Below are 16,235 nucleotides of genomic sequence, written 5' to 3' on the forward strand. Positions count from 1 at the left end.
GCTTGGTACTTGAACCCCGGCGGGAAAGAACATTCCCCAGAACAGTAAAGCCACGGCCTCAACGATATGCTAGAAACAAAAATGCCGCTCACCTTAAGTGAACGGCATTAAGGCTTAGCCTCCCTTTTTTAATGAGAGTCATTCTCACATCATCAATACTCATTTTATTACATATTTCGGATATTTATCGCGCATTTATTGATATTGATTCGGCTTTAGCACCCCTCATTAATACCTCTTTAGAAATAGAAAGATCCACGTCACACATTGACACCTGCTATGCAGATTTTCGCCTTGCATTACGTTAGCCTTTCATTGGGGAATCTTATTTCCAGCATTGACTTAAGCGGCAATTAAAAAATTACAGTCGGTCTACATAATCGGACCACACGTTTAGGCAGTGCCAAAACCTATGCAGGGAAAAAATGATGAACGTAAATAAATCTAAAATTGCGCTGCTGTTAGCAGCAAGCGCTGTATCAATGGCCCTAACAGGCTGTGGCGGCGATGATGGTACTGACGGTAATCCTGGCAACCCAGGTGGCCCAGCAGCTGACTACATCAACACACTCAACCTAAAAGTCACCGACGTGACTTATACTGACGGTGTGCCAACAATCAATGTCTTCGCAAGCAATGAAGAAGACTTACCCGTTGTTGGTCTTAAAGCACTTGAAGTTAAAAATGTAGATCAACTTATCCCTCAGGGCGCTACTGGTGCGGGTAATAGTGCGCAGTGGCAAAGGATTGGAAACCAAAAAGAGTTTACTGACCTAAAAAATGGTAACTACACTTTCACTATCGAGGTTAAAGGTTATAACGCTGAATTAACTCAACGTTACAACGTTATCGCCAGTGCTTCAACACTGCAAGATGGCGTCACATCCGTGCCGCGTACAGAGCTGTCACAAGACTTCTCTGGTGAAGGTTATGAGCCGCTTTACACTAAGAACATTGTTTCTCAGCAAACCTGTGCGAAATGCCACGCTGAAGGTGAGCCGCTAACTCGTAGACATAGCACCTATATCAACCAAGAAACCTGCGCGACTTGTCATGTTCCTGGCAGCTATGGGATGCCGGAAGAGAAAGAGTGGAATCACCTGATCCATAATATTCACAATACCAATAAGATATTTGAAAGCAGAGGCTATGTTTTCGATGGGAAAAAAGCTGAAGCTCTTATTCAAAACAATTGTAAGTCTTGTCACGTTGAGCCAGAAGCTGACAGTGGTGAGCTAACGGAATGGGGCAACTGGTCACGTATTCCTACTATGGAAACTTGTACTAGCTGTCACACAGGTATCGATTTTGTCGCCGGTAAAGGTCACTCACAACAGGCTGACAACTCAAACTGTGTTGCTTGTCATAGTGCCAGCTGGACTGCAGAGTTACACACTAGCGGCTTCGGTGACACTAAAGCGCTAATCGACACTTACGGCATGAATACAGCATTAGTTGTGAACCAAGATACTACAGCTACAGTGACTGTCTCACTCGTTAATGCTAATGGTGAAGCGGTTAATGCAACCACTTTATTGCCGCAAATTCAACGTATTGAAGCGACTACTAACGTTGGTCCAAACAATGTGAAGTTGGGTTATTACGGCAAAGATAGCCTAAACCTAGTATTAAACGGCGAACTTAACGCTGCCGCGACAATTACTGAAACTGGCGCTATTAGTTATACGACTAAAGCACTGACCTTCGGTGACGCTGGCGCAGATGCTGATACTGCATTCACCTTCACAGGCCTAGCACTTTGTTCTGAAAGTGGTCAGTTTGTTAACTGTGACACTGTTGCAGTAGATGGAAACCTTGATGATACAGGCCATCTGCTTAACGACTTTTTCACTGGTATGAAAGCTGATCTTGCTTTCGCTACGTTGTCTGGCGAAGCTGTAAGCATGCGTCATGTTGACTCAGTTAACTTCAGCGCATGTGCAAGCTGCCACAGCGAGGAGTTCCAAGTACACAAAGGTTCACATCACCCTGGTTTCGTTATGTCTGAGCAACTTTCTCATGAGAAAGATGCTAACGACCAACCGATCATCGGTGTAGATGCTTGCGTAGCTTGTCACACTCCAGATGGAACATATGCTGGCGGCGTGAACAAAGGCGCATTGGAGATGAAACTCCATAAGACTCATAGCCAAGGTGACTACGCAGTTATTCCAGGCATGAATTGTGACCAGTGTCATAACGACTTTAACCTTGATGCATTCAAGAAAAAAGGCGCCTTAGCAACCTCTAGCGGTAAGTACACTACCCCTATTGCTGCCACTTGTGTCTCTTGTCACAGCTACAACATGGATAGCTTCAAGGCGCACGTAGAAGGTCAAGGTGCATTAGTCGACGTATCTAAAGTAGAAGCGACAGACGCTGCTCAACTAGAAACGTGTTTCTACTGCCATGCGCCAACTCCAAGCGATCACACTCAGGTGAAGATGTAATTTGTACAACGCTTAAAACAACTTTGAAAATTAAAAATTGTTGAAATCGGGGGGAGTCCTCTCCCCCACTTTCATTAAGTTTGTGCAAGTTTAGGAAACCTATTATGAAGATCACCAAGAAACTAAAAACCTTACTTCCAGCGCTAATCGCATCGGCAGTACTTTCACTTGGCTTTGCTCACACAGCAGCAGCCTCAAAGTGGGATGCGAAGATGAGCCCTGATGAAGTAGAAGCCACACTCGACAAGAAATTCGCCGAAGGCAAATACTCGCCAAAAGGCGCAGACTCTTGCCTTATGTGTCACAAGAAGTCAGAAAAAGTCATGGCCATCTTTGACGGTGTTCACGGTGCTATAGACTCAAGCAAAAGCCCAATGGCAGGCCTTCAATGCGAAGCGTGTCACGGCCCAATGGGTAAACATAACCGTGGCGGCAAGGAGCCAATGATCGCTTTTGGTCCAGACTCTACGTTAATTGCTGAAAAGCAAAACAGTGTTTGTATGAGTTGTCACAAAGATGACAAGCGTATGGATTGGAATGGTGGACACCATGACAATGCTGATATTGCTTGTGCTTCTTGTCACTCAGTTCATGCTGCCAAAGATCCAGTATTATCAAAAAATACTGAAATGGAAGTCTGTACTAGCTGTCATACCAAACAGAAAGCCGACATGAACAAACGCTCAAGCCACCCAATGAAATGGGCACAAATGGTCTGTAGCGATTGCCATAACCCACATGGATCAATGAGTGATTCAGATCTCGTTAAACCTAGCGTTAACGAAACCTGTTACTCATGCCACGCAGAGAAACGTGGCCCAAAATTGTGGGAGCATGCACCCGTTACTGAGAATTGTGTTACTTGTCACAACCCTCACGGCAGTGTAAATGAAGGCATGTTAAAAACGCGTGCTCCGCAACTGTGTCAACAATGTCATGCCAGCGATGGCCATGAAAGCAGAGCTTACATGGGCAATACAGGACAAGGTTCGAGTGTCGGCGATAATGCCTTTACCGGTGGTCGCAGCTGTCTAAACTGTCATAACCAGATCCATGGTTCAAACCATCCATCTGGCAAGCTGTTCCAGCGCTAACGGAGACGAGAAGATGAAATTCAAACTAAATTTAGTCACCCTCGCCCTACTTGCAAGTGCTGGTGCAATTGTACCTAGCGTCGCAATAGCCGCTGACGGTTACGGTATTCAAAATGCGAATACCACTAAAGTAAAATTCGATAAGTGGGCTTGTAAGCGTTGCGCAGTCGAAACTGGCTATAGCGGCACTGTAGGTGTCGGTGTCGGTTACAACGACAGCGACGATATTCATTCAGCAAATGCGTTTGCCGCTGAAGATGAATTCGCAGGTAAAATTGATGCCGACCTTAAATACTCAGGTAAAAGCGGTTACCAAGCCTCTATCGAAGCTGATAATCTCGGTATGGAAAATGGCCGAGCTGATATCAATGTCGGTAAAGCAGGTCAATACAATCTAAACCTAAATTATCGCCAGATTGCTACCTACAAAACGGATAGCGCCATGAGCCCTTACCAAGGGGTTGGCAGTGATAACCTTACCCTTCCTGGTGACTGGGTAAATGGTGGCAGCACGCAAGACATGACCAACTTGAACTCAAGCCTTAACCCGCTTGAGCTATCGCTAAAACGTAAGCGAGCTGGGTTAGGTATTGACTACGCGTTTGTCAATCAGCAGGGTGAGTCTTTATGGAGCACCTACATCAATTATATGCGTGAAGACAAAAGCGGCCTTAAACAAGCTTCTGGTAGCTTCTCAAATCAATCGATGATGATTGCTGAACCTGTCGATTACACGACTGATACGCTTGAAGCAGGTATTCGTTTTGGCGGTGACAATTGGTTTACAGCGCTAAATTACAACGGCTCAATCTTTAAGAATGAGTACAGCGAGCTGTCTTTTGATAATGCCTTTAGCCCAACGTTTGGCGCACAAACGACCGGCTATATGTCACTTGATCCAGATAACGAAGCACACACAGTGTCGTTAATGGGTCAATATGTAGCAGGCAAAACAATCATCAATGGCCGAGTTCATTATGGTCAAATGACGCAAGACCAAGACTACAGCAGCTCAGGCTACGGCTATCAAATGCCGACAGAGTCACTCGACGGTAAAGTTGAAACCACGGGCGCCACACTTAAAGTTGTGTCACGTATTACTCGTCAACTGCGTTTAAACGCAAGCTACGATTACAACGACCGTGACAACCAAACCAACATTGAAGAGTGGACACAAATAAGCATTGACTCAACAACGGGTCAAGCAGCTTATAACACGCCTTACGACATCACCACTCACAAAGCTAAGTTAGGGGCTGACTACCGTCTTGCTCGTGGCCATAAACTTGAAGGTGGATTTGACTACCGTAAAGATGAGCGTAACTACCAAGACCGCGAAACCACTGAAGAAAGCACTGTTTGGGCGAAGTACCGCGTCAGTGCCTTTGATAAGTGGGACATGTGGGTTAAAGGCAGTTATAGCGATCGTGATGGTTCTGAGTATCAAGCATCAAAATGGACTTCAAGCGAGTCAAACGACTTGCTGCGTAAGTACAACCTAGCGGATAGAAATCGTACTCAAGTTGAAGCGCGTGTTACCCACAGCCCAATTGAGACTCTGACTATCGACTTTGGTGCACGTTATGCGCTCGACGATTATAGCGACACACAAATCGGCTTAACTGAATCGAAAGATATGAGTTACGATGCAAGTGTCAGCTATTTGCTCACTGAAGACATGACATTGACGGCGTTCTACAACCGTCAAAACATCGATTCAGATCAAGCAGGTAGCTCCAACTTCTCTAGCCCAAATTGGTATGGCGTTGTTGAAGATCAAGTCGATGTGGTTGGTACCGGTTTTAGCTACAACAACCTTATGGAAAAGAAACTGCGTCTAGGTGTTGATTACACTTACTCAGATTCGAATAGTACCACCCAAGTTACCCAAGGTATCACGGGTGATTACGGCGATTACTATGCCAAAGTCCATAACATTAATGTTTACGCTTTATACCGTGCAACAGACAAGATGGACGTACGCGTAGACTATAAGATGGAAAATTATAAAGATAACGACGCTGGCAATGATATTGCGCCAGACGGGATCTGGAACGTGTTAAGTTTTGGCAGTAACAGCCATGACTACAACGCGCACCTCATCATGCTTAGCATGAGCTACCGTCTGTAGTTATTATTTGGCTAGGTTATAGAATGGCTTAAGCAGGCAACTCTATAACCTACTCATTCAGATTTTATATTGCTGAGAATAAGCTAAAACGTGTACAAAAAAAGGCTTAGCTTTATTTAATACTAAAAACCCGCGACTGCGGGTTTTTTCACATTTAGACCCAAATTCAGCTAGATCCACTACCGCACACTCATTCAGCAACAAGATTACACCTAACATTGGCGTATAATCGAATATTACACCTAGCTCCTAATATCACCACAAAACAAAACAAAAACAAGCAGTACCAAGCGAGTAACAATTGCGCTACATTGCCTTTACTTGAGAATTGTCAACAAGGTAGTTCCATTGAAAGCGTCTCTATTTAAACTCTCTCTCATCACTTTGGCCTTAACCGCTCTAACAGGCTGCGATGAAAAAAATCAACTCCCCGTTGTCTATGCTAATGCGCCAGAAAGCATCGATGAAAGATCGCAAGTTTCATTATCCGTAACCGCGAGAGATGCCGATGGTTCCATCGCGACATATCACTGGTTACAGGAAAAAGGGCCTGAAGTTAACTTCACCGCAAGTGGAAATAGCATCGAGTTTACGGTACCAGATGTCTCAGAGGATACAGCGCTTGGCTTTACCGTGACGGTTGTCGATAATGAAGGCGCTTCAGCCAGTACCGACCTGAGTACCATCATAAAACAGATCAACCTTGCACCTATTTTTGAAACTGCCAATCCCCCTAATACTATTGATGAAAGGGTTGAAGCTTCGCTCAGTATTGTAGCGACAGATATAGATGGCAGCATTGATAATTATGCTTGGAAGCAGCTAGCAGGCCCAGATCTAGAGTTTACACAGCAAGACGGTATCATTAACTTTACGGCACCGGACGTATCCGAAGATACAGCATTAGTGTTCGAAGTGACCGCTGAGGACAACGAAGGTGAATCAGCAACCACTGAACTAACCACCCAAATTAAACACATTAACCGTGCACCGATTGTCGAAGATCTTCAACTCGATGTCGAGTTTAATGCATCGCTCCAATTTACATTATCTGCCAGTGATCCAGATGGCGATACCTTAACGGCAAGCTTTTCTGACCAACAAAGCATCGGTGAACTCAAGCTGATTGATGCTAGCGCACAGCAATATCAATATACCTCGGCTAACGATAATATTGTCCCTGACAGTGTTAACATCATATTGTCAGATGGTGTCGACACCACCACTGCAGTTATCGGCTTAAACATCATCGACAGCAGTGCACCGAGTGTTGTTTCAGTAACGCCTGAAGCCGATAGCGAAAGGGTTGCTGTTGATACTCAGGTTTTTATTGAATTTGATGATGTCATGTCTGTAGTCGCTGATGTCGCAAACAATACCTGCCTCGGTCCGATACAAATGTCATTCGATAATTTTCAGACATGTAGCGCATTTTCGGTCACCAGCGCAAATCCAAAGCAATTTACGTTAACGCCTAGTACGCTCGAATTTGATAAGACCTATCAGATAAAAGTCTCCGCCAATGCAACAAACTTTCATGGCGTTGCGGCAACAGAAAGCATAGTGTCTACTTTTAAAACCGCGAATGGCGATCTACAAATAACCGAGCTTTCTTCATCAAAATATTGGAGTGATAACCGTTGGTTAGAAATTTTCAACGGCACAAACAAAGAGATAAATTTAGCGGATTATACCATTCACACAGCAAGTGTAGACTTAGACACATACTCTGAATCAGGCTTACAAGTGTTCCCGCTACCAGACAAAATCATTGCTGCTGGCACCTATATGATAGTTCAAGGTCGTTTCGGCAATGGCTTTTGGCAGTCTAGTGTCGAAGAGTCATCACAGCTCGTACTGATAGGTAACAGCAGCGATAACATCAGGCCTTATTGGGGCGAATCTGGATTTATTGAACTGTTAAACCAAGACGAAACGAAGACCATTGATTTCATCCGCTTTGGTCACGACCTTCAAGTCCCTGTCTCAGCCGAGCAGTGGAATACAACCACCTCAGGTCCGCTTGTCGAAGAACAACTCGGTATGAGTTTAGTGCGAGCTATGGATGCTAGCGACACCAATACCAGCAACGACTGGCGCGCCGCACAATTTATGACCCCTGGTGGACAAAATGACATTAACTGTATCGATGATTTAGATGCTGATGGCATTCCTGATTGTGCAGAGCAAGAAGGAGCCACATTTGCTGGCCTGCCCTTGTATGAATGGGGAGCAAGAAGTGGAATAAAAGATATCTTTATTGAAGTGGATTATATGCAAAGCAATGATCCAGGCATCACCCCTCATCAAGAAGCATTACAAAGGGTCATTGATGTTTTTGCTCAACAAGATTATGCGGTTCATTTCGATGTTGGTGATCTTTACCATCAAGCAGCAGGCACTTCTCCTGCTCATTTTGACCTAGGTGGTGGTAATGAAGTTGAGTTTTACTTACAGACTTTATTTACTTCAAGTGCTACAGCCCCAGGGATCATCGATCATAAAGTTAAACACTCAGATATAAGACGTAGGCCTATTTTCCATTACATGCTTATGGCCAACACCCAGCAAAAGGATGGCTCAGGAGGATCATCAGGCTATGCTGAAATCAATGGTAATGATCTATTCATCAGCTTAGGTAACTGGGGGCTGAGTATGGATACGGAAGACAGTCGTAATATGACAATTAATTTTCAGTCTTCAACCATATTTCATGAACTAGGACATAACGTTGGACTTTTGCACGGCGGTGATGATTACATCAATAACAAACCTAACCATTTAAGCAGTATGAACTATCTTTATCAGCTGGACGGTCTTCCTACTATAGGTCAGCGTGAAGGCGACAGATACTATAAGAGGTTTTTCTTCGATAATCTAAATTGTAATTCAGAAAACAATGAGTTATTCAATGGATTTACCGTTTCACCACAGGATTTTGGGATAAATTATTCCTCAGGTACCAGTGCTAACATTGATGAAAATGCAGTAAATGAAAGCCTAGGATTCGGACAACCCAACGCCGCCGCAGTGGACTTTAATTGCAATGGCATCATTGACAACAATCTAGTCAATTATGATGTCGACTTTAATGGTGTCAACTCCGACTTACTTCGTGATGTCGATGAGTGGGCAATGGTAAATCTGCAATTCACCCAGTACTGGAGTGGTAACGTCAGTGGCGCTGAGCAGTCCCTTAGATCAGATAAACCATCGCAGAATGTGATGAACGACGACAGGCAAACCACCATCAAAGAAGATCAGCCAAGTCAGGCTTTCTTCCAAAAAATACAGATGATTAATAATGATTAAAACGTCCTTTTTAATCGGGATGATTTGTACCTTATCGCTCTTACTTGGCTGTGTTCCAGGTAAGAGCGAGCAAGTTCGCTGGGATATAAATCAAGGCTCGCTATGGTTTGGCTCTGATGAAGTGGACTGGCAAGAGGCAACAAAAACTCAAGTCTGCAGTGCCTGCACAATCAAGCACAGTACTCACTTTCATCCTGCTGGACCATCACATCGTTTTCAGTTGATAGAAAATGATCGATGGCGAGCCTCTAAAGTCGATGAATTTCGAAATTGGATTACTATTTGGCAAAATAATAGCCCCGTTAAGCTGCTTATTGAGCCAATATCAGAGCAACAATTATCACTCATATTACCTGATAAAAATATTACCGTTAATCTTCAGTCTAAAGTCAATTTTACCTATCAAGGTAACGACTACCAACTTTGGGTTAATTCTTTTAACACGCCATCGACGGCAAAAGAGTACTCAAATGAGTTGGATACTCATCATATCGATTACCTGCTTTTATCACTTTAGTGAATAAGTGTGGACCAATTAAACTCCGTACTTTCTAGCAGCGGTAATCTCAGGTTACCGCTGTTATCTCCCTTAATACCAACATAATTAAACTGCGATAATAAAACTATTGAAATGAGCCCAAGGCGTTGTAATATCCCGATTAAAACGGACTCAAATCACGTCATCTTATTCCTATTCGAACCCATCAGAAAACTCAATATCCAGCTTGAATGACTAGATGTACTCAACAACAGGATTGTCGATAATTCAGTAATGTGTCGCGATGCATTTCTCTGCCTACAGGAAATGAGGCAAGGACATCAACGACGCTGGCAATGATATTGCGCCAGACGGGATCTGGAACGTGTTAAGTTTTGGCAGTAACAGCCATGACTACAACGCGCACCTCATCATGCTTAGCATGAGCTACCGTCTGTAATCGTTAGCCTTTCGTTAAAAACCCGCAATCGCGGGTTTTTTTATGCCTTTAAAATAAGGTTTATAGCCTGACGTAGATCTAAATCTAACGATTTACTCGGCTTTCATCTTGAAGTTAGGCTCACTTTAGGCGATTGTAAGCTATCTCTTCGATTACTAAGACTCCCGATGACCCGTATGCCCTCTTCGCTCAAACGTTTTCTCTGTTTATGTCTGTTAGCGCCAATGCCTGCTTTCGCTTTTCAATCCGACACCACCAATATATTAATGCTAGCAATCTCGCTTGGCGGCTTTTGCTTTATGAATCTGCTGCTAACTGGCTTATTCTATTTCACAGGTCAATACCACAGCAGACGTTTTGCCAAAATGCATACACTGATCTCGCTGTTACCTGCACTATTAACCTTTGTATTGGCGATAACTTACATCGAAGGGGCCGGTGCTATTTCACTCAACATCGGGGTGATCATTGTCAGTATGGCGTTGAGTATATTGCCAATACAACTGAGCCCGACAGCTAATGCACCGACAGAGAGAACACCGTTAATTCTCGCGACCGTCGCATTATTGCTCATGATTGTTGCTTATTATGCCGCACCACTGACCATATTTGCCTTGGCCATCGCTCATGTTGCAGCGTCAAGTCGTGGCACGCTAAGTGTCAAACTGCTGAGCTACGCTACACTCATCACAGGCTACAGCTATTTAGGATATTGGGCTTATCAAATTGCACTTCACAGTTAAGTGCATCGTCATTGAGTCAGCCTCCACTTATGCGAGAAAATGCTAACCTCACCAATTTACTTAGCCAAGTAAAGCAATGTCAGCTTTGTGCAAAGCACTTGCCGTTTGCCCCCAAGCCTATTGTGCAACTTGCCAGCAATGCAAAAATACTGATTGCTGGCCAAGCGCCGGGGCAAAAGACACACCATAAAGGGCATCCTTTTGACGATGCCAGTGGCGAGCGTCTCAGGCTTTGGCTCGGGGTAACGCGAGAGCAATTTTATAACCCCGATCTGTTTGCCATTCTGCCGATGGGGTTTTGTTTTCCTGGCAGTTACGCAACAACCGATAAGAAAAGTGGCGATAAGCCACCTCGCCCCGAATGCGAAGCCGCATGGCGACAACCTTTGCTCAATGAACTACACAATATTGAATTAACCCTCCTCGTTGGTCAATACGCTATTGAGTGGCATCTAAAGCGCAAATTAACCGTCACCCACGCAGTAGAACAATGGCAAACCTTATGGCCACATACGTTAGTCATGCCTCACCCAAGCCCAAGAAACAACATTTGGCTAAAGCGTCACCCCGAATTCGAACAACAAATCATCCCCAAGTTGCAGCAACGTGTCGCCACACTCATCAGTACAGAGCAACACTAAGCCGTTCAATTACAGCTCCGTTTCATTAAGGGTATCAATGTATTTTTTAGATGGCTTACTTGCCAAACAGATAGTCAATCGCACCATGAAAATCATTGGTCACAACATCAATGTGATGAATAAACACGGCATTATATTGGGCTCAGGCGACCCCCATCGAATTGGTGAAGTGCATGAAGGCGCGTTACTGGCCATTAGCCAACAAAGAACCGTTGCCATTAGCCGTGCCAGTGAAGACACCTTACAAGGCGTCAAAGCGGGGATTAATCTGCCTCTGCATTATAAAGGCGACATCATTGGTGTCATTGGCATTACCGGTGACCCCAAAGAGCTCGGTCATTACGGTGAGCTCCTTAAAATGACCGCCGAAATCATTGTTGAGCAAGCCAACTCCCTTGAACTGGCACAATGGCAATACCGTCAAAAAGAGGAGTTGATCATCGATTTGATTAAGTCCGACGGTGCATTTACCCCACATCAGCTAAACTGGGCGGCGCAGCTCGATATCAACTTAGACACCCCTCGTGTTGCGGCCATCATTCAGGTGCAAGCTGACGAAGAGGAAACCTCGGCTAATTCGATGCTAAAACAGATATTGCACTTACTGGAAAACCCGTCACGCGGTAACTTGGTCGCCATGACCTCAATGACCGAGCTGGTGATCCTCAAACCTGCATTTCTTGATGGACATAAGTGGGATGCAACACTTGAGAGTGAGCGTATTGATCAGCTTATCGCTCGTCTACCGATTGAAATGAGAAAACGATTAAAAATATCCCTCGGGCATTTCTTTGTTAAACCACAAGAAATTAATCGCTCCTACCAAACCGCATTAGAGACTCTTTCTATCGGTTCTCAAATGCGCCCAGAGCAGAGTAAATATCTTTATGAGGATTTCTCTCTGTTAGTGCTGTTATCATCCCTCAAAGATAACTGGCGTGGGCAAGAGCTAGTAAGCCCATATCAATCATTAATCAGTGCCGATAAAAATGGTCAACTGGCTAAAACGTTGACCTGTTACTTACAACATTTTGGCGATCAACAGCAGTGTGCCAATGCGCTGTTTATTCACCGAAACACTTTACGTTATCGACTCGAAAAAATTGAAAAAATCACCGGCAGTAATTTACAGAAATTAGACGGTCTACTACAGCTCTACCTAGGGCAAGTGATGTTAACCTCTCAAGATTAGGGTGATGATTAACAATTAATAACATATCATTAAACTATAATTACCATAAGATCTAGTAGCTTACTTCAGTCTTAAGTAATGCCATAGGAAAGCCTACATGACACAGTTTCAACATAAATCAGGCTTCACTCTCATAGAGATGGTCGTCGTTATCATCATATTAGGTATTTTAGCGGTCATTGCGGCGCCAAAATTTTTAAACTTTAGAACCGATGCAAAGATTGCGGCGTTAGAAGGCGTTGCAGGAGCCATGTCCAGTGGTTTAGCCTTAGTTCACAGTAAAGCCGCTATTGAGGGGCAAGATTCTGAAACTGGTAGCATTGTCCATACAGGCGTGAGCATTCCGCTATATAACGGTTATCCAGCAGTTGATGGTAATGATTCTTTTGATAAACTCAATGAGCAAGTGCAATCTTGGCTCGAGATTGATTCGGTATCATTAACCAAGATACTTGCAGACAATAACGCAGCACCGTTTTTTATTGATAAGTCGACAGCCAATAACCAAATTTATATTTTCTTCTCTGAAGACTTACCCGATAAGAAAGTCTCTTTCTACTGTTATATTCTTTACCAAAACAAAACAACCAACACAGAGTATGAGTTATTCATCAGAACTGATGATTGCTAGCTAGAAACCGCTTTTTACTATGATTACACCAAAATAACGACGCCACAGTAAAACATGTGCGAATGCACAACATAACGTTAATTACTAGATGTAAATTAGTGCATAGAGTCAAAGATTTTTATCCCATCGAACCGCATAATAGCTAAGCCTGAAATCCTATGGCCTCGATTCACAATGAGTCGACGTCATATTTGGCTTTAGTTCCATCAAACCCTACACATAAATTAAAAATACCCCTACAGGGAAACGCTATGAGCCTCGTAATGATCTTGCTGGCGGTGATTGCATTTATCGTCATCGCTACCTCTAAATTTAAGTTGCACCCGTTTTTAACCTTAATAATAGCGTCATTTATTGCCGCTTTTGCCTATGGCCTACCTAGCGCCGATATTGCCAAAACCATCACTTCAGGTTTTGGTGGCATCCTAGGTTATATCGGTCTCGTTATCGTACTCGGTACCATCATAGGTACCATACTTGAAAAAAGTGGCGCCGCCATCACCATGGCAGATGTCGTCATTAAATTACTTGGCACTCGCTTTCCAACGTTGACCATGTCTATCATTGGTTACATCGTCTCTATTCCGGTCTTTTGTGATTCTGGTTTTGTGATTTTAAACTCACTTAAACAGTCTATGGCGAATAGAATGAAGGTCTCTAGCGTGTCGATGAGTGTCGCGCTAGCAACCGGCCTTTATGCCACCCACACCTTTGTACCTCCAACACCTGGGCCGATTGCAGCAGCAGGTAACCTTGGGCTTGAATCTAACCTTGGACTAGTGATTTTTGTCGGTGTGTTTGTTGCCGCTATCGCCGCGCTCGCTGGTACCCTGTGGGCGAATCGATTTGCCAATGTACAACCTGATGGTGAAGGTGCAGAGGAACTGTTAACTCAGACTGAAGACTACGAAACACTCAAGCAAAATTATGGCGAACTGCCTAGCCCTACACGCGCTTTTGCACCGATTTTCGTACCGATCCTATTAATCTGTTTTGGCTCCATTGCCAACTTCCCATCTGATCCATTAGGGGATGGCGCACTGTTTGATGTGTTGGCGTTTCTGGGTCAACCGGTCAATGCATTAATGATTGGTCTTTTCCTATCATTGTCACTGCTTAAAAGTAACAACAAGGTCAAAGAGTTCAGTGAACGTATCAGCCAAGGTCTGGTTGTTGCAGCCCCTATTCTACTTATCACCGGTGCAGGTGGCGCATTTGGCGCGGTACTCAAAGCAACCGAAATTGGCGCTTTCTTAGGCAGTTCGCTGTCGGCATTAGGCGTCGGGATCTTTATGCCGTTTATCGTTGCTGCAGCATTAAAGTCTGCTCAAGGCTCATCCACAGTTGCACTTGTTGCCACTTCAGCGTTAGTCGCTCCTATGTTGGGTGATATCGGTCTTGCAAGTGACATGGGCAGAGTGCTCACAGTCATGGCGATTGGTGCAGGTGCGATGACCGTATCACACGCCAATGATAGCTTCTTCTGGGTTGTTACCCAGTTTAGCCGCATGAGCGTTAAGCAAGCTTATAAAGCACAAACCATGGCCACCTTAATCCAAGGCATCACCGCTATGACCGTGGTGTATATACTGAGTTTATTCCTTATCTAGGTTGCTTATCTAAACTCAGTAAAAAGGCGAGTGTGCTTACTCGCCTTACCCCTCATTGAATCGTCGTGTTAGCACGACGATTCATACTCTTAATAAGACATTTGCCTAGAATAAGGCTAATCGTTCGCTTAAACAGTTTCAGCCCTGGGCTGAAAATAGGAAGACGGCATGAAAATTGTGATAGCCCCCGATTCATTTAAAGAAAGCCTCTCCGCAATGGAAGTGGCTAACGAAATTGAGCGAGGATTTCGCACGGTATTGCCCAATGCTGAATATCTGAAAATCCCCGTCGCCGATGGCGGTGAAGGGACAGTGCAATCCATGGTTGATGCCACTAATGGTCGCCTTATTTGGACACAGGTTTCCGGCCCATTAGGCCATAAAGTTAACGCTTTTTACGGCATTTTAGGCGATAGCTATCATGGCAATGAAAAAACAGCCGTGATAGAAATGGCCGCAGCATCAGGCTTACATTTAGTAGCAGCAGACCAGCGTAATCCACTGTTAACCACGAGCTACGGTACCGGTGAACTGATTGTTGATGCTCTTAATCGTGGCATCAAACATATTATTATCGGCCTCGGAGGCAGTGCCACCAACGATGGCGGTGCTGGAATGGCACAAGCACTTGGGGTACACCTTTTAGACGCTGATTCAACCGCCCTAGCCCCAGGTGGTGCGGCCTTGGCTCAGCTACAACATATTGATCTGGACGATCTGCATCCACTGGTCTCACAATGCCGCTTTGAAGTGGCTTGCGATGTTAATAATCCGCTTTGCGGTGAATATGGCGCCTCCGCTATTTTTGGCCCTCAAAAAGGCGCGACAACCACCATGGTGCAGCAACTCGATAATGCACTCAATCATTATGCTGATGTTATTACGCAAACGGGCATTCAAGACAACCGCCACCTAGCAGGGGTTGGTGCCGCAGGCGGCATGGGGCTAGGCGTTATGGCTTTTCTCAATGCGCAACTCAAACCGGGTATCGACATTGTGATGAACACCGTTGACTTAGCAAGCCATATTGAAGGCGCGAGCTTAGTGATCACCGGCGAAGGCAAACTAGATAGTCAAACATTACACGGCAAAACCCCTATGGGAGTTGCGGGTGTTGCCAACCAGTTTAATGTGCCCGTTCTCGCGATTGCAGGTTGTGTTAGTGACGATGCCAACGTGTTATTAGAACATGGCTTTACAGCACTATTTTCAATCACGCCACGTGCTTTACCTTTAGCTGAAGTGTTAGCAAACGCCAAAGCAAACCTTTATACCACCAGCAAAAACGTTGCCGCACTTTATTCGCTGTCCATGCCAGCAAAATAGCTTCGTTCCATGCCCGATTAAAGGCGCTATGGCGCCTTTTTAGTAAGCTAATCGCAAACTTAATAAGCCGCTGTCAATAATGGCAATTTACTTTTCTGCTTGATGCGCTAGAAAGCTTAACGTAAAGTGAGTACCCATTTTAAAGACTGATCCAGCACACAATCACT

At 44.5% G+C, this 16,235-nt stretch carries 11 protein-coding genes and 1 pseudogene; all 12 read left to right on the forward strand.

The annotated features are described in order from the left end of the window. The first annotated feature begins 425 nt into the window (after nucleotides 1–425). The 12 genes and pseudogenes from L2729_RS13310 (at nucleotide 426) to L2729_RS13365 (ending at nucleotide 16,068) form a co-directional block, all read left to right on the forward strand. The gene (locus tag L2729_RS13310; protein WP_248988702.1) at nucleotides 426–2,450 is read left to right on the forward strand and encodes an OmcA/MtrC family decaheme c-type cytochrome; all 2,025 of its coding nucleotides are present in this window, start codon (nucleotides 426–428) and stop codon (nucleotides 2,448–2,450) included. A 104-nt stretch (nucleotides 2,451–2,554) separates the two neighbouring features. Continuing rightward, a complete protein-coding gene (locus L2729_RS13315) occupies nucleotides 2,555–3,544 on the forward strand; it encodes a DmsE family decaheme c-type cytochrome (protein WP_248988703.1) in 990 nt (329 codons plus the stop codon). Between the two features lie 13 nt (nucleotides 3,545–3,557). Continuing rightward, nucleotides 3,558–5,675, forward strand: a complete 2,118-nt coding sequence (locus tag L2729_RS13320) for an MtrB/PioB family decaheme-associated outer membrane protein (RefSeq protein ID WP_248988704.1) — start codon at nucleotides 3,558–3,560, stop codon at nucleotides 5,673–5,675. A gap of 348 nt (nucleotides 5,676–6,023) precedes the next feature. Then, nucleotides 6,024–8,987, forward strand: a complete 2,964-nt coding sequence (locus L2729_RS13325; protein WP_248988705.1) for a PKD domain-containing protein — start codon at nucleotides 6,024–6,026, stop codon at nucleotides 8,985–8,987. Then, entirely contained in the window at nucleotides 8,980–9,504 is a 525-nt protein-coding gene (locus L2729_RS13330) for a hypothetical protein (protein WP_248988706.1), read from the forward strand. Before L2729_RS13325 ends, L2729_RS13330 begins: the two co-directional genes overlap by 8 nt. Nucleotides 9,505–9,808: 304 nt before the next feature. Next, nucleotides 9,809–9,925, forward strand: a pseudogene (locus L2729_RS13335) (MtrB/PioB family outer membrane beta-barrel protein); the annotation flags it as partial. A 167-nt stretch (nucleotides 9,926–10,092) separates the two neighbouring features. After that, nucleotides 10,093–10,668, forward strand: coding sequence for a hypothetical protein (locus tag L2729_RS13340; protein WP_248988707.1), 576 nt, complete (start codon nucleotides 10,093–10,095; stop codon nucleotides 10,666–10,668). Nucleotides 10,669–10,697: 29 nt separating this feature from the next. Beyond that, nucleotides 10,698–11,309, forward strand: coding sequence for a uracil-DNA glycosylase family protein (locus L2729_RS13345; RefSeq protein WP_248988783.1), 612 nt, complete (start codon nucleotides 10,698–10,700; stop codon nucleotides 11,307–11,309). A 37-nt stretch (nucleotides 11,310–11,346) separates the two neighbouring features. Continuing rightward, nucleotides 11,347–12,501 carry a sugar diacid recognition domain-containing protein gene (locus tag L2729_RS13350; RefSeq protein WP_248988708.1) on the forward strand — a complete coding sequence of 385 codons (1,155 nt, stop codon included), beginning with the start codon at nucleotides 11,347–11,349 and terminating at the stop codon, nucleotides 12,499–12,501. Between the two features lie 97 nt (nucleotides 12,502–12,598). Next, nucleotides 12,599–13,132 carry a type II secretion system protein gene (locus tag L2729_RS13355; RefSeq protein ID WP_248988709.1) on the forward strand — a complete coding sequence of 178 codons (534 nt, stop codon included), beginning with the start codon at nucleotides 12,599–12,601 and terminating at the stop codon, nucleotides 13,130–13,132. Nucleotides 13,133–13,383: 251 nt separating this feature from the next. Next, the gene (locus L2729_RS13360; protein ID WP_248988710.1) at nucleotides 13,384–14,742 is read left to right on the forward strand and encodes a GntP family permease; all 1,359 of its coding nucleotides are present in this window, start codon (nucleotides 13,384–13,386) and stop codon (nucleotides 14,740–14,742) included. 168 nt (nucleotides 14,743–14,910) lie between these two features. After that, entirely contained in the window at nucleotides 14,911–16,068 is a 1,158-nt protein-coding gene (locus L2729_RS13365; protein WP_248988711.1) for a glycerate kinase, read from the forward strand. Nucleotides 16,069–16,235: the final 167 nt, after the last annotated feature.

Source organism: Shewanella gelidimarina (genome assembly GCF_023283945.1).
Classification (GTDB): domain Bacteria; phylum Pseudomonadota; class Gammaproteobacteria; order Enterobacterales; family Shewanellaceae; genus Shewanella; species Shewanella gelidimarina.

Excerpts from the sequence above, each read along its gene's own strand:
- L2729_RS13310 (WP_248988702.1), top strand. The coding sequence starts at position 426 with ATGATGAACGTAAATAAATCTAAAATTGCGCTGCTGTTAGCAGCAAGC.
- L2729_RS13315 (WP_248988703.1), top strand. The coding sequence starts at position 2,555 with ATGAAGATCACCAAGAAACTAAAAACCTTACTTCCAGCGCTAATCGCA.
- L2729_RS13320 (WP_248988704.1), top strand. The coding sequence starts at position 3,558 with ATGAAATTCAAACTAAATTTAGTCACCCTCGCCCTACTTGCAAGTGCT.
- L2729_RS13330 (WP_248988706.1), top strand. The coding sequence starts at position 8,980 with ATGATTAAAACGTCCTTTTTAATCGGGATGATTTGTACCTTATCGCTC.
- L2729_RS13340 (WP_248988707.1), top strand. The coding sequence starts at position 10,093 with ATGACCCGTATGCCCTCTTCGCTCAAACGTTTTCTCTGTTTATGTCTG.
- L2729_RS13345 (WP_248988783.1), top strand. The coding sequence starts at position 10,698 with ATGCGAGAAAATGCTAACCTCACCAATTTACTTAGCCAAGTAAAGCAA.
- L2729_RS13350 (WP_248988708.1), top strand. The coding sequence starts at position 11,347 with ATGTATTTTTTAGATGGCTTACTTGCCAAACAGATAGTCAATCGCACC.
- L2729_RS13355 (WP_248988709.1), top strand. The coding sequence starts at position 12,599 with ATGACACAGTTTCAACATAAATCAGGCTTCACTCTCATAGAGATGGTC.
- L2729_RS13360 (WP_248988710.1), top strand. The coding sequence starts at position 13,384 with ATGAGCCTCGTAATGATCTTGCTGGCGGTGATTGCATTTATCGTCATC.
- L2729_RS13365 (WP_248988711.1), top strand. The coding sequence starts at position 14,911 with ATGAAAATTGTGATAGCCCCCGATTCATTTAAAGAAAGCCTCTCCGCA.